General features: G+C 39.6%; 27 protein-coding genes and 2 pseudogenes. 25 read left to right on the top strand and 4 right to left on the bottom strand.

The genetic code is table 11. The features are described from left to right. The first annotated feature begins 35 nt into the window (after positions 1 to 35). Positions 36 to 902 carry a pyridoxamine kinase gene (locus K1J09_RS01340; RefSeq protein ID WP_125342512.1) on the top strand — a complete coding sequence of 289 codons (867 nt, stop codon included), beginning with the start codon at positions 36 to 38 and terminating at the stop codon, positions 900 to 902. Next, positions 883 to 1,482 carry an ECF transporter S component gene (locus K1J09_RS01335; protein ID WP_125342513.1) on the top strand — a complete coding sequence of 200 codons (600 nt, stop codon included), beginning with the start codon at positions 883 to 885 and terminating at the stop codon, positions 1,480 to 1,482. The genes K1J09_RS01340 and K1J09_RS01335 overlap by 20 nt, the downstream gene beginning before the upstream one ends. Positions 1,483 to 1,514: 32 nt before the next feature. Here K1J09_RS01335 and trhA read toward each other — a convergent pair whose 3' ends face one another. Then, positions 1,515 to 2,162, bottom strand: a complete 648-nt coding sequence (gene trhA, locus K1J09_RS01330; protein ID WP_002900134.1) for a PAQR family membrane homeostasis protein TrhA — start codon at positions 2,160 to 2,162, stop codon at positions 1,515 to 1,517. Beyond that, a complete protein-coding gene (locus K1J09_RS01325) occupies positions 2,146 to 2,607 on the bottom strand; it encodes a DUF1836 domain-containing protein (RefSeq protein WP_223322533.1) in 462 nt (153 codons plus the stop codon). The genes trhA and K1J09_RS01325 overlap by 17 nt, the downstream gene beginning before the upstream one ends. A 129-nt stretch (positions 2,608 to 2,736) precedes the next feature. Here K1J09_RS01325 and K1J09_RS01320 point away from each other — a divergent pair, with 129 nt between their 5' ends. The 14 genes and pseudogenes from K1J09_RS01320 (at position 2,737) to K1J09_RS01255 (ending at position 11,902) form a co-directional block, all read left to right on the top strand. Beyond that, on the top strand, positions 2,737 to 3,321 hold the full coding sequence (locus K1J09_RS01320; RefSeq protein WP_011837111.1) for a VanZ family protein: 585 nt from the start codon (positions 2,737 to 2,739) through the stop codon (positions 3,319 to 3,321). Positions 3,322 to 3,337: 16 nt separating this feature from the next. Beyond that, the gene (yaaA, locus tag K1J09_RS01315) at positions 3,338 to 4,066 is read left to right on the top strand and encodes a peroxide stress protein YaaA (RefSeq protein ID WP_011837110.1); all 729 of its coding nucleotides are present in this window, start codon (positions 3,338 to 3,340) and stop codon (positions 4,064 to 4,066) included. Next, positions 4,063 to 4,338, top strand: coding sequence for a TIGR04197 family type VII secretion effector (locus K1J09_RS01310; RefSeq protein WP_223322534.1), 276 nt, complete (start codon positions 4,063 to 4,065; stop codon positions 4,336 to 4,338). The genes yaaA and K1J09_RS01310 overlap by 4 nt, the downstream gene beginning before the upstream one ends. Continuing rightward, positions 4,338 to 4,697 carry a hypothetical protein gene (locus tag K1J09_RS01305; RefSeq protein ID WP_125331310.1) on the top strand — a complete coding sequence of 120 codons (360 nt, stop codon included), beginning with the start codon at positions 4,338 to 4,340 and terminating at the stop codon, positions 4,695 to 4,697. The genes K1J09_RS01310 and K1J09_RS01305 overlap by 1 nt, the downstream gene beginning before the upstream one ends. Continuing rightward, positions 4,688 to 6,322, top strand: a complete 1,635-nt coding sequence (locus K1J09_RS01300; protein ID WP_223313051.1) for an ATP-binding protein — start codon at positions 4,688 to 4,690, stop codon at positions 6,320 to 6,322. The genes K1J09_RS01305 and K1J09_RS01300 overlap by 10 nt, the downstream gene beginning before the upstream one ends. Before the next feature lies 1 nt (position 6,323). After that, on the top strand, positions 6,324 to 6,956 hold the full coding sequence (locus tag K1J09_RS01295; protein WP_125331308.1) for a hypothetical protein: 633 nt from the start codon (positions 6,324 to 6,326) through the stop codon (positions 6,954 to 6,956). 18 nt (positions 6,957 to 6,974) lie between these two features. Further along, positions 6,975 to 7,477 (top strand): annotated as a pseudogene (locus K1J09_RS01290) (hypothetical protein). Positions 7,478 to 7,717: 240 nt separating this feature from the next. After that, complete coding sequence (locus K1J09_RS01285) at positions 7,718 to 8,233, top strand: hypothetical protein (protein WP_125347183.1); 516 nt, start codon at positions 7,718 to 7,720, stop codon at positions 8,231 to 8,233. A gap of 300 nt (positions 8,234 to 8,533) precedes the next feature. Then, the gene (locus tag K1J09_RS01280; RefSeq protein WP_125331306.1) at positions 8,534 to 9,199 is read left to right on the top strand and encodes a hypothetical protein; all 666 of its coding nucleotides are present in this window, start codon (positions 8,534 to 8,536) and stop codon (positions 9,197 to 9,199) included. A 39-nt stretch (positions 9,200 to 9,238) separates the two neighbouring features. Further along, positions 9,239 to 9,768: pseudogene (locus K1J09_RS01275) on the top strand (hypothetical protein). Positions 9,769 to 9,830: 62 nt separating this feature from the next. Then, positions 9,831 to 10,385 (top strand): ABC transporter permease, encoded by a 555-nt coding sequence (locus tag K1J09_RS01270; RefSeq protein WP_223322535.1) that lies wholly within the window; start codon positions 9,831 to 9,833, stop codon positions 10,383 to 10,385. A 101-nt stretch (positions 10,386 to 10,486) separates the two neighbouring features. Then, positions 10,487 to 11,029 carry a hypothetical protein gene (locus K1J09_RS01265; protein WP_223322536.1) on the top strand — a complete coding sequence of 181 codons (543 nt, stop codon included), beginning with the start codon at positions 10,487 to 10,489 and terminating at the stop codon, positions 11,027 to 11,029. Beyond that, positions 11,026 to 11,571, top strand: coding sequence for a hypothetical protein (locus tag K1J09_RS01260; RefSeq protein ID WP_223322537.1), 546 nt, complete (start codon positions 11,026 to 11,028; stop codon positions 11,569 to 11,571). The genes K1J09_RS01265 and K1J09_RS01260 overlap by 4 nt, the downstream gene beginning before the upstream one ends. Before the next feature lie 31 nt (positions 11,572 to 11,602). Then, positions 11,603 to 11,902 (top strand): DUF4176 domain-containing protein, encoded by a 300-nt coding sequence (locus K1J09_RS01255; RefSeq protein ID WP_002897369.1) that lies wholly within the window; start codon positions 11,603 to 11,605, stop codon positions 11,900 to 11,902. A gap of 99 nt (positions 11,903 to 12,001) precedes the next feature. Here the strand turns inward: K1J09_RS01255 and K1J09_RS01250 are convergent, their stop codons facing one another. Then, positions 12,002 to 12,550 (bottom strand): NADPH-dependent FMN reductase, encoded by a 549-nt coding sequence (locus tag K1J09_RS01250; protein ID WP_124765523.1) that lies wholly within the window; start codon positions 12,548 to 12,550, stop codon positions 12,002 to 12,004. Between the two features lie 85 nt (positions 12,551 to 12,635). Beyond that, positions 12,636 to 13,082: a MarR family winged helix-turn-helix transcriptional regulator gene (locus K1J09_RS01245; protein ID WP_223322538.1), complete on the bottom strand. Its 447-nt coding sequence runs from the start codon at positions 13,080 to 13,082 to the stop codon at positions 12,636 to 12,638. Between the two features lie 114 nt (positions 13,083 to 13,196). Here K1J09_RS01245 and K1J09_RS01240 point away from each other — a divergent pair, with 114 nt between their 5' ends. From K1J09_RS01240 to K1J09_RS01200, 9 genes are all read left to right on the top strand, one after another. Continuing rightward, on the top strand, positions 13,197 to 13,685 hold the full coding sequence (locus K1J09_RS01240; RefSeq protein WP_223322539.1) for a cell wall elongation regulator TseB-like domain-containing protein: 489 nt from the start codon (positions 13,197 to 13,199) through the stop codon (positions 13,683 to 13,685). Then, positions 13,682 to 14,863 carry a pyridoxal phosphate-dependent aminotransferase gene (locus K1J09_RS01235; RefSeq protein WP_223322540.1) on the top strand — a complete coding sequence of 394 codons (1,182 nt, stop codon included), beginning with the start codon at positions 13,682 to 13,684 and terminating at the stop codon, positions 14,861 to 14,863. The genes K1J09_RS01240 and K1J09_RS01235 overlap by 4 nt, the downstream gene beginning before the upstream one ends. Before the next feature lie 250 nt (positions 14,864 to 15,113). Then, positions 15,114 to 15,587, top strand: coding sequence for a hypothetical protein (locus tag K1J09_RS01230; protein WP_168955618.1), 474 nt, complete (start codon positions 15,114 to 15,116; stop codon positions 15,585 to 15,587). A gap of 232 nt (positions 15,588 to 15,819) precedes the next feature. After that, positions 15,820 to 16,239 (top strand): hypothetical protein, encoded by a 420-nt coding sequence (locus tag K1J09_RS01225; protein ID WP_223322541.1) that lies wholly within the window; start codon positions 15,820 to 15,822, stop codon positions 16,237 to 16,239. Between the two features lie 14 nt (positions 16,240 to 16,253). Continuing rightward, entirely contained in the window at positions 16,254 to 16,847 is a 594-nt protein-coding gene (locus K1J09_RS01220; protein WP_223322542.1) for a hypothetical protein, read from the top strand. A 9-nt stretch (positions 16,848 to 16,856) separates the two neighbouring features. After that, a complete protein-coding gene (locus K1J09_RS01215) occupies positions 16,857 to 17,207 on the top strand; it encodes a hypothetical protein (protein WP_223322543.1) in 351 nt (116 codons plus the stop codon). A 179-nt stretch (positions 17,208 to 17,386) separates the two neighbouring features. Then, on the top strand, positions 17,387 to 17,752 hold the full coding sequence (locus K1J09_RS01210) for a VOC family protein (RefSeq protein ID WP_223322544.1): 366 nt from the start codon (positions 17,387 to 17,389) through the stop codon (positions 17,750 to 17,752). A gap of 21 nt (positions 17,753 to 17,773) precedes the next feature. Continuing rightward, positions 17,774 to 19,120: an asparagine--tRNA ligase gene (asnS, locus tag K1J09_RS01205; RefSeq protein WP_223322545.1), complete on the top strand. Its 1,347-nt coding sequence runs from the start codon at positions 17,774 to 17,776 to the stop codon at positions 19,118 to 19,120. Positions 19,121 to 19,276: 156 nt separating this feature from the next. Beyond that, on the top strand, positions 19,277 to 20,464 hold the full coding sequence (locus K1J09_RS01200; protein ID WP_223322546.1) for an MFS transporter: 1,188 nt from the start codon (positions 19,277 to 19,279) through the stop codon (positions 20,462 to 20,464). Positions 20,465 to 20,510 lie beyond the last annotated feature (46 nt).

Raw genomic sequence — 20,510 nt, 5'->3', positions numbered from 1 at the left:
AGATATTTTACAATAGAGAGCAAGTAGGAGGAGTCATGAAAACAAAAACAGTCATTCTGGCCACAGATATTTCTGGCTTAGGTAAGGTTGCCGCAACAGCTGCCCTGCCACTCTTTGCAATTTGCCAGCTAGAGGTTGCCCTCTTGCCAACCATGATTTTATCGTCCCATACAGGCGGTTTTTCAAACATCTATATAGATGATTACACGCACGGGATGCTTGCTTTTTTGAAACAATGGCAGAGACTAGAGTTCGACTTTTCAGCTCTGATAACAGGGTATTTGAAGTCTGACATACAGGTGGAAAATTTGCTGCGCTTTAAAAAGGAAAAAAACTTGCCCCTTATCGTGGATCCTATCATGGGGGACAAGGGGACTTTTTATCAGGGATTTTCAGATGCCCATCTAGACCATATGCGTCGCCTCTGCCAACATGCCGATTTGGTTCTGCCCAATTTGACGGAAGCCTGTTTGTTGTTGGAAGAATCCTACGAAGAGAGTTTATCAGAAGATAGATGGGAGGACTACTGCAAGCGTTTGGCTGAGTTAGGACCGAGCAAGGTCTTGCTAACTGGCTTGCCTATGAAAGAGAAACAGATTGGTGTGGCCTATTTTGATGTGGTAACAGAAGAGTTTAACCTCTTTTCCAGTCCAGCTTTGCCCCAGCAATTTTTTGGAACGGGTGATATACTGACGACACTTGTAGCTGCGGCTTTTGTTCAGGGGATCGACATCAAGCAAGCCCTGTCTGTGATTTTGAAGTTTATTGAAAAGAGCTTGGCACTTAGCTTTAAAGAGCAAATAGATCCAAAGAAGGGCGTTTTTTACCAGCCCTATCTAGGAGAGCTTTTCGCTGATTTTCAAGCCCTAATGGAGGAAAAAGATGAAGAAACAAACACTTGATTTGCAAACCTTAACCATGATTAGTTTATTTGCTGCTTTGATTTTTTTGAGTATTCAGTTTTTTAAAATTCCTGTGGGAGCTCAATTTATTCACTTTGGGAATGCGCTGGTGGTAGTGGGTTGTCTGATTTTTGGCAGTAAACTCGGTTTTTTAGCGGCTGCTATTGGATTGGGAATATTTGACTTGCTAAATGGTTATGCAGCGGAAATCCCAGTTATCTTGCTAGAAGCTCTTGCGGTAGCCGTGGTGATTCATTTTCTGTATGAAGGACTCTTTCAGAGAAAGGATAAACTAAGAAATATTCTTATGACAGCAGTAGCAGCTGCTTTGGTGAAGATTGTGCTCAATATTTTCAAGTACACTCTGACAGGAACACTGTTTGGTGGGAGTAGTTTACCAGCAGCCTTTTTACTGGCAGTAGCTGAGATTACTGGTACATTTGGCTCCAGTCTAGCCACAGTCATCGCTGTCCCAATCTTATATCCAATCTTTAAGCAAGTCAGAAAAGCGCATAAGCAAAGAAGACCACTGAAAAGTAAGGATGAATCAATAATCAGCATAAACAAAGAAACCGTCTGAGAATTCTCAGACGGTTTCTTTGTTTTTTTCTATTACATAAAATAAACGATAGCAAGGTATTGCAGGGCAGAGGCCGCTAGAATGAAAAGGTGCCAAATCATGTGGAAGTAGGGCTTTTTTTGAGCATAGAAGCCAGCACCTACAGTATAGCAGAGGCCACCAGCCAGCATGAGTCCCCAGAAGACTGGTCCGGTCTGACCAATAATCTGCGGAATGATAAAGACCACCAGCCAGCCCATAATCAGATAGAGAGCCAAGCTGAATTTTTCATTGACCTTCTTAGCGAAAATCTTGTAGAGAATGCCAAAGATGGTCGTGCCCCACTGGATAGCAATGATGAGATAGCCAAACCAGTTATTCATCAGCGACAGCACGACTGGCGTGTAGCTTCCAGCGATGGCGATGTAAATCATAGAGTGGTCAATAATGCGTAAGATGTACTTGTGGGTCGAGCCATAGGACATAGAGTGATAGACGGTTGAAGAGAGGAACATGAGAAAGAGGCTGATGACAAAGATAGAAGTCCCGACAGCAGCCACCAACCCGTGTCCTTCATAGCTATAAATAGCTGAGATAGGCAGCAGAATCAGCATCAGGACGGCCCCTACCGCATGGGTAACAGCATTGGCAATTTCCTCTCCAAAGGATAGTTTTTTACTGAGTTTAAGCGCGTAGTTCAAGGTTTTCTTCCTCCTCATTTGGTACTTGGATTAGAGATAAGGTCTTTTGATAGAGTTTGACCGTCTGGCAGGCTGTGGAAATGATGGGTGCCACCTCCAGCTTGCTGCCGTTCATATAGTCTACAAAGTCGTCATAAAGTTCTCGCGAATCGGCTGATTTATGCAGCATATTTAAAGTAGTTGAAATTTCCTGGATAGAAAAGACCGTTTTTAAGGTCGTAATGGCAATCAAGCGTGCTACCTGACGACGTTGATATTTTTTTTTGACCGGTTTAGCAATATAGCCATGCTTGACATAGTTGTTAATCATAGAAGCGGTCAGTCCCTTGTCAGCAGCTGAAATGGAAGAGCCACAGACATTGTTTACATAGAGCAGAACTTGGTCCAAATATAGCTCCAGTTCTGGTAATTCGTCCCACTTGGGAAAAACTTGTTGAGCGTTCAAATCTTTATCACTTTCTTATCTAGTCTTTATAACTAGATGATAACATCTCTGTAAATCAAAGTCAAGCAAAAAATAGAATGTCCCATTGAAATTTGATATAATTTTAAAAAGAAGAAAGGGAGGTTTCAGATGAAAAAACAAACAATCTTTGATATGGCAGCCTTCCTAGGCAGTCTGATTTTTTGGTCTTGGCTCTATATACGCTTTTTTTATGCCTACGTAGCCGTCGTCTTTTACAAGAATCAGCCAGAGTGGAACCTGCTGATACCAGCTTCTATCATCCTAACATTGACAGCCATTAGCTCGCTTTTTATACGCGGCCTCTACAGTCGCCACATTCCTCGTTGGCTGGTGCTAGCCAGTTATGTGCTCTATTTTCTCATTTTATTCTATGCCCTCTTTTTGAAAAATATCGGCAGGCAGGGCTTTAGTCTGGACCTGCAGTCTTTTACCTATAATTGGATTTATGGAGATAAGCTGGTACCCACCATGAATATCATTATGTTCATCCCGCTGGGCTTTCTCTGCAAGTTGTCATGGAAACATGTGGCTTATTTTACCTTGGCTATCAGTCTGGTTGAGGGGAGCCAATATTTCTTTCATCTTGGCATTTTTGACTTGGGTGATATCTTGACCAATCTGCTAGGATTCATCATTGGCAGCTATCTACTAGAGACAGCCTTGGGTAAATGGGTTGTCCGCCATATTCACTAAATGAAAGAAGGAAACTATGAAAATTCTTATCCCAACTGCGAAAGAGTTGAATCTAACCGCACCATCTGCAATCCCGAATCCACCTTTAGCACAAACTCAGGCTGTGTTGGATGAGTTGGCAACCATGTCAGTAGCTGGCTTGGCATCGTTTTATAAAATTTCCCCAGAAAGAGCGGAGATAGAGTTGCAAGCTATTCAGGCTCTGCGAGAAGGAACTGCGCAGCATGCTCCAGCACTTTATCTTTTTGATGGCCTCATGTACCGCCATATCAAGAGGCAGGACTACACCAAGGAGGAAAGTCAGTATATCGAGAAGTATCTTGCCATCACATCAGCGCTTTACGGTGTTATCCCAGCCCTGGAGCCCATAGCGCCCCATCGCTTGGACTTTATGATGCCACTCAAGCTGGATGGGAAGAGTCTCAAGGCATTTTGGAAAGAAGCATATGACCAAGCTCTGGCAGAAGATGAGGTGATTTTCTCTCTCCTGTCCAGCGAGTTTGAAACAGTTTTTTCTAAGAAAATCCGCCAGCGCATGATAGGCTTCAAATTTCTGGAAGACCGAGGTGACAAGCTGAAAGTTCACTCGACCATTTCTAAAAAAGCGCGTGGTGAGTTTTTAACAGCTCTTATAACTAACCAAGTGACAGAAGTCGAACAAATGAAGAAATTAAACTTTGCAGGCTTCACCTACCGACCTGATCTATCTAGTGAACAAGAGATGGTTTATGTGAAGGAAGTGTGAAAAGAAAAATCAAGTCAAGTACTATCTATGCTCAGAATGCTATCAGTGAATTGGTTGGAGTAGATATAAGCGACAGGCAAAATCAGCAGGTAGAGTTTAGCTATACTACTGAGATTGCTGGGATGGAAGCAAGCCGTCAGGCATGCAATCAAATGCTGCAGGCTGTCAGTGACTTTAGCGCAGCTGTCCTGGCTCAGGCTAATAAATTTCCTGATATAGCTTATAAAATTGAAAAGCGTGATGTAGATCAAGCGCAACGTTGGAGCAACTGATGATAAAAGATAAAAATCAAGAAAAACGTGAGCAATTACATAAGCAAATCATTCAGCTTGAGAATCAAGAAGAAGATCTTTTAGTTCTCAAAAGGCGTTATGAAGAGAAGGTAATGGATTTTCGTACAGATATTTGGACTATGAATGCCCAAATAGAAAACTTGATAGATTCCGTATCAGAGACTAGTTCTACCAATCGTAAAATATGGGAAGAAAACCAAGCCTTGCAGCAAACAATAGATAGCTACGTAGAGCAGGAGTTGGATAATGTTTCCAAACAAACAAGGGAAGTTCAGCAAAAATTAGATGAAAATCGAGAAAAATTGACGAAAGAAAGGAACTCTTTACCATGGGAGTAAAGTACAGTGCGTCAGAGTCTTCACAGCTGATGGAGGCCATGTCTAGTAATATTCAAGTGGCTAATGAGGTGACAGACCGATTGTCTCAGGGCTGTGACCACCTGATAGCCACCCTAGACTCTGGAGAACTCATGGGAGCAGCCTATACAGCAGGTAAGGGCCTCTTTTCAGAGATTATCATTCCTGCCATTAAGAAGCTACAGGAAGCAGTGGACGACATTCAAACGGAGTTAAATTCATACAGGACTGCTGATGCTCAGGTAGCTGAGTACGGAAACCTCGACCTAGATCAGATGAAGAAGACAAAAGAATTGAGAGAGCAGCAGCTAGCCTCTGTCAAAAAGGCTATTGAAGCCAAAGAATCTTTCTTAGAGCGTATGAAGTCTATTGCTACATTTAATATCGTTTCTCACATGCAGTCTCTGGTGATTCTTTCTAGTGCAGAGTCTCAAATTGAATCACAAATCAAAGAATTGGAAGAGAAGATTGAAAAGCTGGAGTTCTTTGTCGCTCAGGTTTCTCAATATTTCAGCGATAGTCTAGAAGTCCTCCGTCTAGCTATCCAAGGAGCCAGCCAGCTAAGCCAAGTCCTAGTTGATAGTGATGGAAACTACTCAGTTGATGGTGTAGATATGAGTTGGGCTATTAAAATGAAGGGGCAGAAGATTGAGACATACATACCAATAACTAAAAAAGAGAAATTTATTCAAACTATTAGACAACAGTATGGATTTAGTCGAACTGAATCAGAGATATTACTAAATTTATATCAAAAGCTAGAAAAGGAATATGGATCCAAGAAAGCAAATATAGAATTCTTTAAAATAGTTGCATCTTACTCTTATGGTGATAAATCTTATGGAGCTTGGCAAGTGGTCGGTGGATTATATAGCCCGAATGGGGTAAACGGTATAAATGTTGGTATTAATTATAGAATGAAATCTGTTTTAAGAAAATATGGCTTAAAAGATGATGAAATTGATACGATTCAGAAAGCTATTCAGAATCAGCATAATTTTACTAACCTAAAAAAGATTCAGGAAACAGATTCAGAAGCAGAACTTACTCAAAAACTAGATGCTGGTGCTTCAAAGGCATATGGGAAAGATGTTAGATATGCCGATTTAGATGCCAATCAAAAATCTAGAATAAGAGAATTACTATCTCAATTTGGAGGAACCACAGACTATTCCCATATGGCCGCAACTATTTCCGCACATTATACAGGTAATCATTTTATTGAAAATGAAGATGATTTAGCGGGATGGCAAGGTGATGTAGCTGGTACTATGGGACTTCCGCCGAGTCTTGGTAACGATGACTATCGTTCAGATTTAGATGCTGTTAATATTTACAACAAAATGAAGAATGGAGATAGCGTAGTTGATGTTACAAACTCATATTACGATAGTGTTGAGAGAACATCTGGCTATAGAGCTTATGAATTTGTTCAAAATATTGGAGAAGGGGATTACACGAAAGGAATGAATAAATTAGAAGAAACTTATAAATTATACGTTTCTTCTCATTCTAGTGAACAATCATCAAACTTCGAAAAATTCATGAATGCTATCCAACATTTCCAAAAGGATTTAGACAAACCCAATCCCTCTATCGGAGAGTAAAATGTTAAAAAAAATGAAAAACTATTATAAAAACAAACCAACTCAAGCTTTCTTAATGCTCATAGTTCTTATTTGGTCAGTATACGAGATTGGTGCGACTAGTTTAGCTAACAACTCGGCCTTGACCAAGGAATTCATGCATAGTCGGTATGTTATGGTTTGGCCAATAGTAGATAGAAAGGCGAATCTATACCACTATGCGGAAGAATGGACTAGTAACATCTTGGATGGCATTATGCATCTAGACTATGAAAATATAAAAATGACCTGTTACCCTAGTAAATATGATGATCAGGTTTCCGCTGAATACAATCGGATTCCTAATAAGGAAAATTATGCGATTTCATTTCCTTTAGACGGGTCGTTGTCCAAATCAAATTTTTCGACATTAGACACTAGATACTATCTAATATCAAAGAATGCAGCTATTGTGGAGCAAAAGACAGGTAAGACTATTGAGGAATTAACCCATGAGATAGGGTATGCAAGGGAGGACTTCTTGTCTGCTCTTGGTAAGATGAAAATCCTTCGTTTGGTCTATTTGATTCTTCGTATGATAGTACTGTTGCTATGTATCAGGTTGTCGGGTCAGCGGAGAAAAAGGAAAGAAAACGAAATCTTACAGAATGGATAGAGCTCCAAGATGGTATGGATGACTATAAGGAGATTCACAAATGCCCTTGAAAAAAAATTGAATTGGAATTTAGGTTGTAGTTTATTGCTTGTTGGAGTTCTGGCATCTGCTTTTCTCTTTTATTTATGGGCACAAAATCTTGGTAAATATACCTTACAACCTGGTCAGTCTATTAGTCTGAAAGTCAAACCTCGGACACAAGATGTGGAATACTATTCTGTATTAATTTTGAAGAAAAATGATAATAATAAGCTTAAATTATCAGGTTCAGGAGTTTGGTTTGAGGTAAATGGTGAGATTTTTTATGGAGTTGAAGAGCAAAAACTCTTTAAACGAAACTATTCAGAAAATGATAATGAAGAGTTACCCAACAATCAAAAAGGTATTCATTTAGTAAAAGATGGGATTGTTGTTAATTATCAGGGAGAAAAAGTTTTGATGTCACGAATAACAAACCTTACACCATCACCAATGTGGACGACAAACCAGCACGCTTTGAAGCTCAAGTGGTGGATAGGTGAGGCAAAACATTGGCAACAACTTATAAATTAGCAATCAAGTAACAGATCGCCTGCCAAAAGAACGTGACTACCTAATAGCTACTCTAGCCTCTGGAGAACTCATGTAAGAAGCCTGTACAGCAGGTGGCCAATTTATTAAGCACGGGAAAAGATGGGATTTCTTATGGAAACCAGATACGGATGAGCATAAAAAATCAAAAGAAGATTTTTATGATTATTTGAAGCGAGGAGAAGATAAAAATGTCGGTACGTAAAAAAATAATAAGCATCCTACTTTTGATAATAACTGTTTTTGTCATTTGGTTGCTCTTTGGCCCTGATGATAAACCTGAACCAGATTTTTCTTCTGCCAATAAAATTGAATTACTGGCAAGTATTCTCGCAGGTAACAACGAGGATATTATCCGAGATGCAGGCTATGGAATTCCGGATGACCCGGTGATTCGCCGATGGGGGATAAATAAACTTAAAATATCTGGGAAATTAAACTTGGATGTACGCCCACCAACTAGTTTGGAAGACAGTGAGCTTCTAGTTCTTTTTTCTACTATGATTAATGGTAAAGAAACAGATGCAGGTTTTTTCGTGGATAAAGAATTAAAATTGACTTATTCAAGATATACTTATATAGATAAGGATGCTATTAGGAAAAAAATTGAGATAGATGAGACTCAAGAAAAAGAGCTACTACGTCAGGTTCAAACAGAATTGAATCAGTTTTTTGAAAAAATGAAACAGAAACTAGCTTCTAAATAAAGTGTGAGATATTACGGACAGGGAAGAGTGAAGCCTTTCTTGTAGATCATGGTAAAACTGTTGAAGAGGAAAAATCAGGAATACTTTTTGACTATTTTGAAAGAGGGGCTGATACAAATGTTCGTTAAATTCAAACGCTATAAATTCCTAGTTATTGTTTTGTCATTACTTCTGATTCTCATTTCTTCCTCTTTTGCTTATGAACAAAAATCAACTGGATATCTTGAGGTGATTGGATGAAGAAGAACCGATTATTCGTTTCGTTTAATTTACATAATTGGGGAGAAGTAAAATTTAAAGATGTTTGGAAAAGACAATAGGGAAACTGATACCAAGGTTAGGTTACTTCAGGAATATTTTAAAACAAAACCCGCTCAATCTTTTTTAATGCTCATTGCGCTTGTTTGGTCAGTATACGAGATTGGTGCGACCAGTCTGGCTAACAACTCGGCCTTGACCAAGGAATTCATGCATAGTCGGTATGTCATTGTTTGGCCAATGGTAGATAGAAAGGCAAAACTGTACCACTATGCAGAAGAATGGACTAGTAACATCTTGGATGGCATTATGCATCTAGACTATGAAAATATGAGAATAAGTAGTTTTCCTAAAAAATGGGAGAGTGAAGCTGAAATATACTATACTTTGTCTGAAGATAAGTATGCTGATAGAGTATATTTTTTCTTAGACGAGCCAATATCCAGAGCCTATACCACTAGTTTAGAGCAAAATTATTATTTGATTTCAAAGAATGCAGCTGTTATTAAAGAGGAAACAGGCAAAACGGTTGAACAGTTAGGTCAAGAAGTGGGACATGCAAGGGAGGAGTTTTTGTCTGCTCTGGGTAAGATGAAAATTCTTCGTTTGGTCTATTTGATTCTTCGTATGATAGTATTGTTGCTATGTATCAAATGGTCGGGTCAGCAGAGAAAACGGAAAGAAGATGAAATCTTGCAGAATGGATAGAGTCTTGAAACGATACGGAATCTATAAGGAAAATAAAGAATGATAACTTCAGTAATTTTTATTGCTTCTCTATTTTTACTTTTGCACCGCTTTAAAAGCCGGCGTTCAAGGATTATTATCGGCCTACTGAATAGTCTGTTTGTTGTCTGGTACGTTCAGGCAATTTTAAACTACGGCAAATACACTCTGCAAACAGGTCAAAGTGTTGAATTGAAAGTTTTTCTAAAACAGAGCAGCTGGAGTATAATTCGGAATTGATTTTAGATAAAAAAGATGATGCTAAATTAAAATTATCAGGTCGAAAAGGCTGGGGGATGAAAGGAAGTAATACGGTTTATAATGTTGAGAAGCAGTCAATAACTGAGATTATTATTTCTAAAGATGGAACAGAGCGCAAAGACTTACCGAATGATAAGAGTAAAAGTATCTATTTAGAGAGTGATGGAATAGTGGTTCAAGGGGAAATAAAGGAAGTATTTGGGGTGACGGAAGTAACCCCCTACACTATCACCATCACCAATGTAGACAACAAACCGGCTACATTTGAGGCTCAAGTGGTGGATAGGTAAAGTTTGGGAAGGATTTGATTCCTCTCAGTCCTAGTTTTTTATTAATATGATGGTATTGAAAAATGAAGAAAACGAAATCTATGGTTATCATAGGCGGCTTTCAAGGTCGAAACATCTTTTATGATGTGAAAAGAAAAAAAGTATATTCTAATAAAGTCAATGAGAGAGTTTTTCCTAATCTCAGGTGGTTAGTAATCTCCTTTGGAATTCTAGGAAATGCCTTTCTCGTTCAAGTAAACAATATAAAAATTGAATCCCCTATTTTAAGAGTAATTGTTTTGAGTGCGTGCCTTATTCTTATATCTTTGGTTTGTCACTTTGGATTTAAAGATGAGTATTTAGGGCAAAACGTTGAGGCCTTTAATCCCAAATTATATGAACATGTTGGTTGGTTGAATTTTTTAGAAGAAGAGAGAAACCGATTATACATTCTGCTTATTACATTTGCAGTGAGTTCTTTCTTAACTGTTTTTCAAATGAGAGAATATTTGAACGCTCCTAACATGACAAACTTAATAGAAGTTATTGCCTTTTATTTTATATTTTATATGGTAACAGCAAAAAGCAATTTTATGAAAAGAATGACGGCAATAAAGCAATTGATAAAAAATAAATAAAGAGCTTTAGCTTATAATCTATGGATCAAGGTAATGTATGACCAATTACTTACTGAATGGAAGTGCTATGATTATGAACCGTCGCCACTTGGAAGAAATCAATGAATAAGAATGTATTTTGGTTGGGTAATTTCAAAGATAAGAATATTTTTTATGATAGAAAAACTAGAGAACTATACTCTATAGATAAGAAAGAAGAGAAAGTTCCTAATCTCACTTGGGCTATTCTGCCTTCTTCCTTTCTTTTACGAAACATTTATTCAGAAGCAACTGCACCTCAGGTTGCCAGTGTGCCTATCAGAATATTTATTTTGTGTTCGACTGTTTTCTGCGTTTTAGTTTTGATAATATTTGTGCTAAGAAATATTAGAAAAGGAACTATGAAAAATTTTAATCAGAAACTTTATTTTGACTGGCCTAATTTTCTTTATAACCAACAAACACAATGTAAAGGAATATTGTTTTTTGGGACTCTACTATTTTTTACGTCAATTAAATTTATAATTGATTATTATTTTTCAGGAAGCTTTATTTCTTTTATAGCTATCATTGGTTTTCTCCCAGTATCTGGGCTCTTATTATTTGGAAATAGGCCATTAGAAAAATTGATTATTCTTAAAAGGTTGGAAAAGCAATTGAAATGAAGAAAAAAGAATATTTAACCGAACTCTTAGCTTTTCAGGGTAGAAACTATTATTTTGACCCAAAAACTAATAAAATCTATGTCAATGTAGATAGACCAACATTCCATCTGGATCTCACGAAATATGTTCCCGCAGCTAGCATTCTGCTGCTACATGGATTTACTTCTGTTTCGAATAGCCGCTTGTCCTTCCTATGGAAAATAATCTTGTTAGTTTTGGGTTATGTTATTGTTGGGTATCTAGTAGAATTGCTTGCAAGGACAAGGAAAGAGCCGTCATTTAAAGAGTTTCATTTTGAAACACTACCTATAAAAGATGAGTTTTTATATATTTTTATTCGAAATATATATGGGAAGTTTGGAATTGGCTTGATTTTTGCTGTTTTTGCCATCTATCAATCTGTTGAGTATTTAAGCAAAGGCAGCTATTTGTCTTATTTGCTAAGTGACATGGGCTTCTTTATTGCTTATTTTGGTCTCATAAGGTCCCATTTATTCAAACAGATAAAAGTTCTAAAAAGATTAAAAAAGAAAAATACTTAGAATTCGAGAAGATTTTTAAAGGAGGTTTCTAATGACTGAGCTACTACCGATAGGGAGTGTTGTCCAACTTAAAAATGGACAGGTAAAAATTATGATTATTAACCGTTATCCTCTTTATGATAACAAAGGTGAAATTGGTTATTTAGACTATTCCGGTTGTGTATATCCTTTTGGTATGACGGATAATCAAGCTTGCTTTTTTAACCAAGAAGATATTGAAAAAATTTGGTTTGAGGGGTATATAGATGAATCAGAAGAGAAAATGCTAGCAAAAATAGAAGATAAATTATCTCAAATTCCTTATCCTAAATATTCTTTAGCTGATTTATAATACCTGTTCCTGTTAGTAAAGTATTCTAAAACCCCTCGCAATTATTTGCGGGGGGTTAGTGTCTTATAAGTTTTCTTTTCTTTTTATAATCTTCTCTTTTTAGTTAAGGGCTGCTAAAAGAGCATCAGCTTGTGCTGAGAGTTCAGCAAGTTTGTCTTCTGCGACAGTCAGTTGACCAGTTCCCCATGCTTCTGGGTTGATAGCAACACCTGTGAATGGTTCTATCACATTCATACGGATGAAAGGCAGTAGGCTGCGGTAGTGCTTGAATACTTCATCTGGTGATGTGCCGTTAGCTACAGATGAAACAGTAACAACCTTAGCATTCAGAGCAGATGGGCCAGTTGGGTCTGACAGATCCAGAGCGCGTGAAGCCCAGTCCAAGAGGTTTTTCACTACTCCAGGGATAGCCCAGTTGTAGACAGGTGAGAAAATCCAGATGGCATCAGCGGCCAAAATTTCTTCACGAACCTTAGCAACAGCAGCTGGAGCAGGACTTTCGATGTCTTGGTTGAAGAATGGTACATCTTTGTAATCAAGATATGAAACTTCTGCCTTGCCAGCCAAAGCTTTTTCAGCTTGCTCAGCCAATTGGTGGTTGAAAGAACCTTGACGAAGCGAGCCGACGATGAATAATACTTTAGACATTGCATTGTCTCCTTTTTTATAAAATAAAGAGATATTTCTCTTGTTACAATATATGTTACAACATTAATTACTAGTTAGCAATTATTTAGCTCAATTTTTTGAAATTTTTTAGAATGCGAATCAAATCTTGTTTATCGTCTTCTTCGAGAATGGACAGAGCTTGCTGAATATTTTTAATATGATCAGGCAGGGCAGCTTCAATTTTAGCTTTGCCTCGTTTCGTCAGGCCAATCAAAAAAGCCCGGCGGTCATTTGGGTCGCAGGTGCGGACAATCCAGCCGTCGCGTTCCATATTTTTGATGACGACAGTCATGTTGCCAGAAGTAGCCAGTATACGGTCAATCAAGTCCTGAATACGCAGTTCTCCTTTGCTGTACAAGGTTTCTAAGACGGAAAACTGAGTAGGAGTCAAATCATGCTTTTTAAAAATCTGGGCTTCAATGGCACGGATAGTTCTTTCTGCCTTATGAAAGACAATCATGGTTTTCAAATCAAGCAGAGTTTCTTTGCTTAAATCGTCTGTAATCTTCATAACAATATTTTACCAATAAATAGTATCATATGCAAGGATATTGCTTTAGAATTTTGTGAATATTCTCATCAAAAAAAGATAGAAAAATAGGAGTATTTGTAGTATAATGACGGAGTGAAATATAAAAATAGAAATAAAGCCAGTTTTCCAATTTGGCAGTACCTGATAGGTATTTTTATCGTTCTCAGTGTTCTTGTCTTTTCATTTTTTGCAGTTTTGCAAGTATCTATGCAGCCGAGACAGTCGGTTAAGGAAACAAGCAGCCGCTTGGCCAAAGAATATGCAGATCTTGAAAAAGTGGATTCTTTTTCCATCTACAATGGGCAGGAATCCTACTACAGTCTGCTTGGCAAGACCAGTAAGGGTGTCGAAAAAGCTGTTTTGATTGCAAAAGATACCAATGAGATACGGGTCTATCGACTGGACCAAGGCGTCAGTCAGACAGAGGCTGAGAGCATTGCCAAGGAAAATGGAGCAGGAATTATTGATAAGGTGACCATGGGCTATTTTCAGGATCAGCCCATCTGGGAAGTCAAGTCGGGAGGTACCTACTACCTGATTGGTTTTGAAAGCGGACAGTTGGTCAGCAAGGAGGGACTATGAAATTATCAAATCGTGTCTTAAAAATGGAAGAAAGCGTGACTCTGGCAACAGCAGCGCGTGCTAAGGCCTTGAAAGCGCAGGGACGGGATATTCTGTCTCTGACTTTGGGAGAGCCTGATTTCCCGACGCCTAAGAACATCCGAGATGCTGCTGTAGCAGCTGTTGAGGATGGGCGTGCTAGCTTTTATACGGTGACTAGCGGTCTGCCAGAGCTAAAAGAAGCAGTGGTGGAGTATTTTGCCAACTATTACGGCTACACAATCCAGCCGAATCAAGTGACGGTGGCAACCGGAGCTAAGTTCTCCCTCTACACCTTCTTTATGAGTGTGCTTGACCCAGGTGATGAAGCTATCATTCCGACGCCTTGCTGGGTCAGCTACGGCGACCAGATTAAGATGGCCGAGGGGATTCCTGTTTTTGTCCAAGCCACTGAGGAAAATAATTTCAAGGTAACGGTGGAACAGCTGGAAGCTGCTCGTACTGATAAGACCAAGGTCTTGGTTTTGAACTCGCCGTCCAATCCGACTGGTATGATTTATACAGCGGATGAGCTAAGGGCGATTGGAAACTGGGCTGTGGAGCATGATATTCTGATTTTGGCAGATGACATTTATGGACGTCTGGTTTATAACGGTAATAAATTCACACCAATTTCCAGTCTATCTGAGGAGATTCGCAAGCAGACAGTGGTCATCAATGGTGTCTCTAAGAGCTACTCCATGACAGGCTGGCGGATTGGCTACGCAGTTGGTGAGCCAGAGATTATAGCAGCTATGAGTAAGGTTGCAGGTCAGACGACTTCTAACCCGACAGCAGCGGCTCAATATGCAGCAATCGAGGCCTTGACTGGCAGTCAGGAAACGGTTGAAACCATGCGCCAGGCCTTTGAAGAACGTCTTAATACCATCTATCCTCTCTTGGCTCAGGTGCCAGGATTTGAAGTGGTCAAGCCACAAGGGGCCTTCTATCTCTTTCCAAATGTCAAGAAAGCCATGGAAATGAAGGGATATACTGATGTGACCGAGTTTACGACAGCAATTTTAGAAGAAGTTGGCGTGGCTCTGGTGACCGGAGCAGGATTCGGTGCTCCAGAAAATGTCCGTCTTAGTTATGCGACGGATTTGGATACGCTCAAAGAAGCCGTTCAGCGCCTGAAGCAATTTATGGAGAGCAAATAGATCTCTCAATCTTACACTACTTTCGAAGATTTATAAACAATAGAGAAGGATGAACTCAGAGTTCGTCCTTTTCAATTTATTTTTGACTGTACTAGTAATGAGTTAAACAAAATGGTAAAATAATATAGAAAAACATGGGAGCGTTTTTACTTTAGTCAAAATTAGTAAGCTTTGGCATGGATAAATGTGAATTGGATTCGCTTAGAATTCAGCTGATGGCGGATTTAAACAATAGTGGAAGGAGAACAATATGAAGCGTCGTTTGATTTTTTTATTCTTGCTAGGCGGTCTAGTCTTGCTAGGAGCTTATGTTTTCTTTGATTCAGAGCAGGGGTGGACCACTATTTCCGAATCCAATGGCTATAGTCTGCAAGCCAAAGGTCATCGCTACCGTATCCAATATTATGAGAATGACTCGGCCCGAATAGACTGGTATTTGAACAATTACCAGCCAGAATTGAATTTAAATATGAGAATCTTAGAACGTCCAACTGCCCCCGGTTCTTACACTAAGGAGGAGATAGCCGGACAGGGCTCTGCAAGTTTTTTGATGGTTTGTAGAACTTGGGGTTCTGCAGAGAACAGTCAAAAGTTTTTAATTAAACGTGCCTATTATAAGGTTGATATTAGACTTAATAAAAAGATGGAGGTAGATACTGAGAAGAGCAGTATGACCTACTGGAAGACAGAAGAAGAGGTAAAGGATAATCCGCCTATTGATTAAATAGCAGCTATAAATGCTAGATTAACTATGTATAAGTCACTTTCCGATAGGAATCACCAGACGACTTAAAAATTTGAGGAGTATTTAGTTGAAGACGACGGTGTTTCGGTGTATAATAAAAGAAGTCCATTTGGTCTAGCCCTGCATTCTATTGACTTGCAGTGTGTTCCTCATGGTCTTTTTACTTAAGTAATAATAGGGATGAAGATTATTTTGTACAAAAGGAGATAAAATGGGTTTTATCAGAAAAGAAATAGGGGAAAGAGAGAAGAAGCTTCTCAAGAATTTTTCTATTGATGAAAAAGAACTGGCTCTACCATTTTTACTAGAGGATGAGAAGAGAGGAATTTTTCTCTGCGTCAAACAATTTCGTATTGGTGAAGGGAAATATCAAGTCTTAGCAATGATGCTCGGAGGGCACTTGCTTGAATTTCGCCTAGAAGAAGAGCGGGCCGATAGATATCCAGTTCGCAATGAGGAAGATCAAAGTGTAAAAGGTCTATCAACAGAAACAATCTCCCAGCTTGTGATTCCCAAGGTTTTAAAAGGACGAGAGGACAAGATCGTAACAGTGATTCAACATGCCCTGTCGCAGATTAACCCTTATTATGATACAAAGATAAGGGAAGTAAACCACGTGGAGTACAGATAAAGAGGAGATAGGATATGGGATTATTAGAAAAGTGTCTGGATTTTTTACCGACTAGGCGGGCTGTCAGTGACTTAGAAGAAGATATGACTTGGGAGGAAGAATTTACCCCTAAAAGAGTTCACCACAAAGAAGTCAGTAGTAGCCCTCAGAAGGAGACTGAGGGAACAGCAACTCTTCCCCAAGAAGGAAGTTGGAAGTTCGTACATGAGATGATTTCTGAAGAAGGGATTGAGCTTTTAAAGAAGGCTGGGATTGATGACGAGCTAGTTTTTGAGACGGGCGATTGGGTCGCAGACCATGATTTGGGGATTTACCTGGTCCTTTATCGCTTTGGTGGCAGAACCAACTGGAAGAAGACTTATAAGCTAAACTTGCAAGGACAGGTGATTGAATTTAAGACTAAGACCATTTTTCATCAGCAGGATTTTTCTTATGAAAACGGGGAATTCACTAAGGGAGTGATTGTTAAAAACGTCTCCGATATGCTCTTGCCTTTGGCTTTTGAAGGTCAACAGCAGCGGGTGCTCCATATCATTCAAGCGGCTCTGTCAGCAGCTAGCCCAAGCTATGATACGGTCATTTACAGGGCGAACTTTGATTTGGTTTAGGAGGGGAAGATGATATATATTACAAGAGATGATGTTTTGACGTGGCTGGACAAACATGAGCCAGTGGCCAATCGTCAGAAGGACATTACGGCTTTTCATAAAGAACTGTCGTTTCGTCTGCAAAGAATGGACTTTCGTCCATCAAGCAGTTCAAAAGATCCTCAGCGAGATGTTTGTGAAGACCCTGACCAAGAGCTGACTGTAGCCTTTACTCAGGATGGGGAGGGGAATTATGCGACGATTGACCAGAGTCCTGGAGGTCAGATTCTCAGTGATCAGCGCTTTAAGATGGCTTTGAAAAAAGTCTTGAACTATGATGATGACATGGTTGATCGACTGCTATATGGAACAAAAAATTAGTCCTCTTATTCAGAGAGAGTTATCCGCCAGCCTTTAGAAGGCTGGTTTTTTAATTTTTCTGAGATTTAGCCTCTTCAAGGATAGCTATTGCAATCGCTTTATGGTAAAATATAGAACAGATGTCCAAAAGATTTGTCTTGAAATAAAGTGACATTTAGCAACCAATCTAGGAGGCAGATATGATTGATCATTTTGGAATTACAGTCAAGGATTTGGAAGCCAGCAAGTTCTTTTATCAGAAAGCTTTAGAGCCATTGGGCTACAAGATTGCCTTTGAAATTCCTCAGGCAGTAAGTTTTGCAGAACCTCGGACGGCTCCAGCTGGAGATTTTTGGTTAAGTCAGGGACAATCAGATGCGTCTCATTTTGCCTTTCGTGCAGAGACTAGGGAGCAGGTGGATGCTTTTTATCAAGCAGGCCTTGCAGCGGGCGGCAAAGATAATGGCGCCCCTGGTATTCGTCCCCAATATCACCAGCCTTATTATGCAGCCTTTGTCTTGGATCCAGATGGTAATAATGTCGAGGCAGTCTGTCATAAAGAATAAAAAATAGAAAAGAGAAAAAACGTGTCAAAGAAAATCGTAACAATTATTGATGTGAAAAATTATGTTGGTCAAGAAGTGACCATTGGTGCTTGGGTTGCTAATAAGTCAGGTAAGGGTAAGATTGCTTTCTTGCAGCTGCGTGACGGAACAGCCTTCTTCCAAGGGGTGGCCTTCAAGCCTAACTTCATCGAGAAATTTGGCGAAGAAGAAGGATTGGCGAAGTTTGATACGATTAAAAAGCTTAGCCAAGAAACTTCTGTTTATGTGACAGGGATTGTCAAGGAAGACGAGCGTTCAAAATTTGGTTATGAGCTGGACATCACAGACATCGAAATCATCGGTGAGTCAAATGACTATCCAATTACGCCGAAAGAACATGGAACGGATTTCCTCATGGACAACCGTCACTTGTGGCTGCGTTCTCGTAAGCAAGTGGCTATGATGCAAATCCGTAATGCCATTATCTACGCTACCTATGAATTCTTTGACAAGAATGGCTTTATGAAGTTTGACAGCCCAATCTTGTCAGGAAATGCAGCAGAAGACTCAACTGAGCTCTTTGAAACAGACTACTTCGGAACTCCAGCATACTTGAGTCAGTCAGGTCAGCTTTATCTGGAAGCAGGTGCTATGGCCCTTGGTCGCGTCTTTGACTTTGGTCCTGTATTCCGTGCTGAAAAATCAAAAACCCGTCGTCATTTGACGGAGTTCTGGATGATGGATGCAGAGTATTCATACTTGACGCATGATGAGTCACTCGACTTGCAAGAAGCTTATGTTAAAGCTTTGATCCAAGGTGTTCTTGACCGTGCCCCTCAAGCTTTGGAAACCTTGGAACGTGATACTGAGCTTTTGAAACGCTATATTGCAGAGCCTTTCAAGCGTGTTACCTATGATGAAGCGATTGATCTTTTGCAAGCTCATGAAAATGATGAGGATGCGGACTATGAGCATCTGGAACATGGAGATGACTTTGGTTCACCGCATGAAACATGGATTTCAAACCACTTTGGTGTACCAACCTTTGTCGTGAACTACCCAGCAGCCATCAAGGCTTTCTACATGAAACCAGTTCCTGGAAATCCAGACCGTGTCCTCTGTGCAGACTTGCTTGCTCCAGAAGGCTATGGCGAAATCATTGGTGGTTCTATGCGTGAGGAAGACTACGATGCCCTTGTTGCTAAGATGGAAGAGCTTGGTATGGATACTTCAGAATATGAATTCTACCTGGATCTTCGTAAGTATGGAACAGTTCCGCACGGTGGCTTCGGTATCGGTATCGAGCGTATGGTAACCTTTGTAGCAGGAACCAAGCATATCCGTGAAGCCATTCCATTCCCACGTATGTTGCACCGTATTAAACCGTAAATCAATAAAAACGCCCATGTGGCGTTTTTTCAACAATGAACTATGAAATAATCCAAATATAGAATTTTAGAGAAAGAAGAGGTAGGAGTCATGTAAACAGCAGATTAACAAGTGATAAAGGATAGAAATTAAAAAACACTTGTTAAAGGAGAAAAAATGTTTAAAAGAAGTTATCGGAAAAATATCGGTCTTATGGCCGGAGTAGAATTTTTTGCCTTTCTAGGCATTACTAGTTTTTGGATTTTATTTCTAAGTCAAAATGGCATGTCCCTTTGGCAGATTGGCCTTTTGGAAAGTATTTTTCATGCTACCAGCGTCATTTGTGAAATTCCTTCTGGGATGTTGGCGGATCGCTTTTCCTACAAGACCAATCTTTATCTGAGCAGGATAGCTGGGATTGTGTCTTCGATTCTTATGTTGGCGGGGCAGGGGAACTTCTGGGTCTATGCACTGGCTATGGTGATTAGTGCTTGGTCCTATAATTTTGATTCGGGGACAAGCGCAGCCATGGTCTATGATTCATCTGTGGAGGCCGGACTCAAGGAACGTTACTTATCCATCTCCAGTTTTATGTCTGGGGTGGCTGAAGCGACTCGGTCTTTGGGAACGGTTTGGGCTGGATTTTTTGTCCATGGACAATTGCATCTGACCTACTATATCATGATTGGAACCTCTATTATCGTTCTTTTCTTGACCTGGATGCTGAAGGAGCCAAGTGTCAAAGCAGAGAAATCAGAACGTCTGACCATGAAAAAAATTATCTGGGCTGTCAAAGAGGAGTTGCAGAGAAATCCCAGCCTTTTTATCTGGATGATTCTGTCCCAAATCATCGGAACGCTGATGTGTATGTTTTATTTTTATTATCAAAATCAATTGCCTGATTTAAAAGATTGGCAGATTTCGGTAGTCATGCTGATTGGCAGTGCTTTGAATATCTTAGCGGTCTATCTGGCGAGTGTGATTGGAAAGAGATATTCTGCCCTAAAACTCTTTCCTACTGTAGTTCTTCTAACTGGAGCAAGCTACCTGCTGTCCTATTTTGGAACGCCAATCATCTATATTTTGATTTATCTAATCAGCAACGCCTTGTATGCTCTTTTCCAGCCGATTTTTGACAATGATTTACAAAAGCAGCTGCCAAGTGAAGTACGGGCGACCATGCTTAGTGTCTACTCTATGATGTTCAGCCTGAGTATGATTGTCTTTTTCCCTGTGACGGGCTGGTTGATTGATTACTTTGGTTTTGACTGGACGTTTATAGTTTTAGGCGGCTTCTTATTTGCTGTAACGCCATTTTTGCATATGGTTCTAAAGAAAATAAGCCAGAACTTACAAGAAGTCTAATATTAATGTTCTCTTTCTGCTGGTCAGAAGGAGAATATTTTTTAGC

Source organism: Streptococcus sanguinis, from assembly GCF_019928825.1.
Lineage (GTDB): Bacteria > Bacillota > Bacilli > Lactobacillales > Streptococcaceae > Streptococcus > Streptococcus sanguinis_L.
The sequence above is the reverse complement of the archived record's forward strand: the minus strand, read 5'-3'. Positions and strand labels throughout refer to the sequence as shown.

Excerpts from the sequence above, each read along its gene's own strand:
- K1J09_RS01285 (WP_125347183.1), top strand. The coding sequence starts at position 7,718 with ATGTCGGTACGTAAAAAAATAATAAGCATCCTACTTTTGATAATAACT.
- K1J09_RS01260 (WP_223322537.1), top strand. The coding sequence starts at position 11,026 with ATGAAGAAAAAAGAATATTTAACCGAACTCTTAGCTTTTCAGGGTAGA.
- K1J09_RS01235 (WP_223322540.1), top strand. The coding sequence starts at position 13,682 with ATGAAATTATCAAATCGTGTCTTAAAAATGGAAGAAAGCGTGACTCTG.
- yaaA (WP_011837110.1), top strand. The coding sequence starts at position 3,338 with ATGAAAATTCTTATCCCAACTGCGAAAGAGTTGAATCTAACCGCACCA.
- K1J09_RS01265 (WP_223322536.1), top strand. The coding sequence starts at position 10,487 with ATGAATAAGAATGTATTTTGGTTGGGTAATTTCAAAGATAAGAATATT.
- K1J09_RS01295 (WP_125331308.1), top strand. The coding sequence starts at position 6,324 with ATGTTAAAAAAAATGAAAAACTATTATAAAAACAAACCAACTCAAGCT.
- K1J09_RS01340 (WP_125342512.1), top strand. The coding sequence starts at position 36 with ATGAAAACAAAAACAGTCATTCTGGCCACAGATATTTCTGGCTTAGGT.
- K1J09_RS01305 (WP_125331310.1), top strand. The coding sequence starts at position 4,338 with ATGATAAAAGATAAAAATCAAGAAAAACGTGAGCAATTACATAAGCAA.
- K1J09_RS01270 (WP_223322535.1), top strand. The coding sequence starts at position 9,831 with ATGAAGAAAACGAAATCTATGGTTATCATAGGCGGCTTTCAAGGTCGA.
- K1J09_RS01210 (WP_223322544.1), top strand. The coding sequence starts at position 17,387 with ATGATTGATCATTTTGGAATTACAGTCAAGGATTTGGAAGCCAGCAAG.
- K1J09_RS01225 (WP_223322541.1), top strand. The coding sequence starts at position 15,820 with ATGGGTTTTATCAGAAAAGAAATAGGGGAAAGAGAGAAGAAGCTTCTC.
- K1J09_RS01255 (WP_002897369.1), top strand. The coding sequence starts at position 11,603 with ATGACTGAGCTACTACCGATAGGGAGTGTTGTCCAACTTAAAAATGGA.
- K1J09_RS01320 (WP_011837111.1), top strand. The coding sequence starts at position 2,737 with ATGAAAAAACAAACAATCTTTGATATGGCAGCCTTCCTAGGCAGTCTG.
- K1J09_RS01230 (WP_168955618.1), top strand. The coding sequence starts at position 15,114 with ATGAAGCGTCGTTTGATTTTTTTATTCTTGCTAGGCGGTCTAGTCTTG.
- K1J09_RS01200 (WP_223322546.1), top strand. The coding sequence starts at position 19,277 with ATGTTTAAAAGAAGTTATCGGAAAAATATCGGTCTTATGGCCGGAGTA.
- K1J09_RS01215 (WP_223322543.1), top strand. The coding sequence starts at position 16,857 with ATGATATATATTACAAGAGATGATGTTTTGACGTGGCTGGACAAACAT.
- K1J09_RS01335 (WP_125342513.1), top strand. The coding sequence starts at position 883 with ATGAAGAAACAAACACTTGATTTGCAAACCTTAACCATGATTAGTTTA.
- K1J09_RS01300 (WP_223313051.1), top strand. The coding sequence starts at position 4,688 with ATGGGAGTAAAGTACAGTGCGTCAGAGTCTTCACAGCTGATGGAGGCC.
- K1J09_RS01245 (WP_223322538.1), bottom strand. The coding sequence starts at position 13,082 with ATGAAGATTACAGACGATTTAAGCAAAGAAACTCTGCTTGATTTGAAA.
- K1J09_RS01220 (WP_223322542.1), top strand. The coding sequence starts at position 16,254 with ATGGGATTATTAGAAAAGTGTCTGGATTTTTTACCGACTAGGCGGGCT.
- K1J09_RS01250 (WP_124765523.1), bottom strand. The coding sequence starts at position 12,550 with ATGTCTAAAGTATTATTCATCGTCGGCTCGCTTCGTCAAGGTTCTTTC.
- K1J09_RS01280 (WP_125331306.1), top strand. The coding sequence starts at position 8,534 with ATGTTTGGAAAAGACAATAGGGAAACTGATACCAAGGTTAGGTTACTT.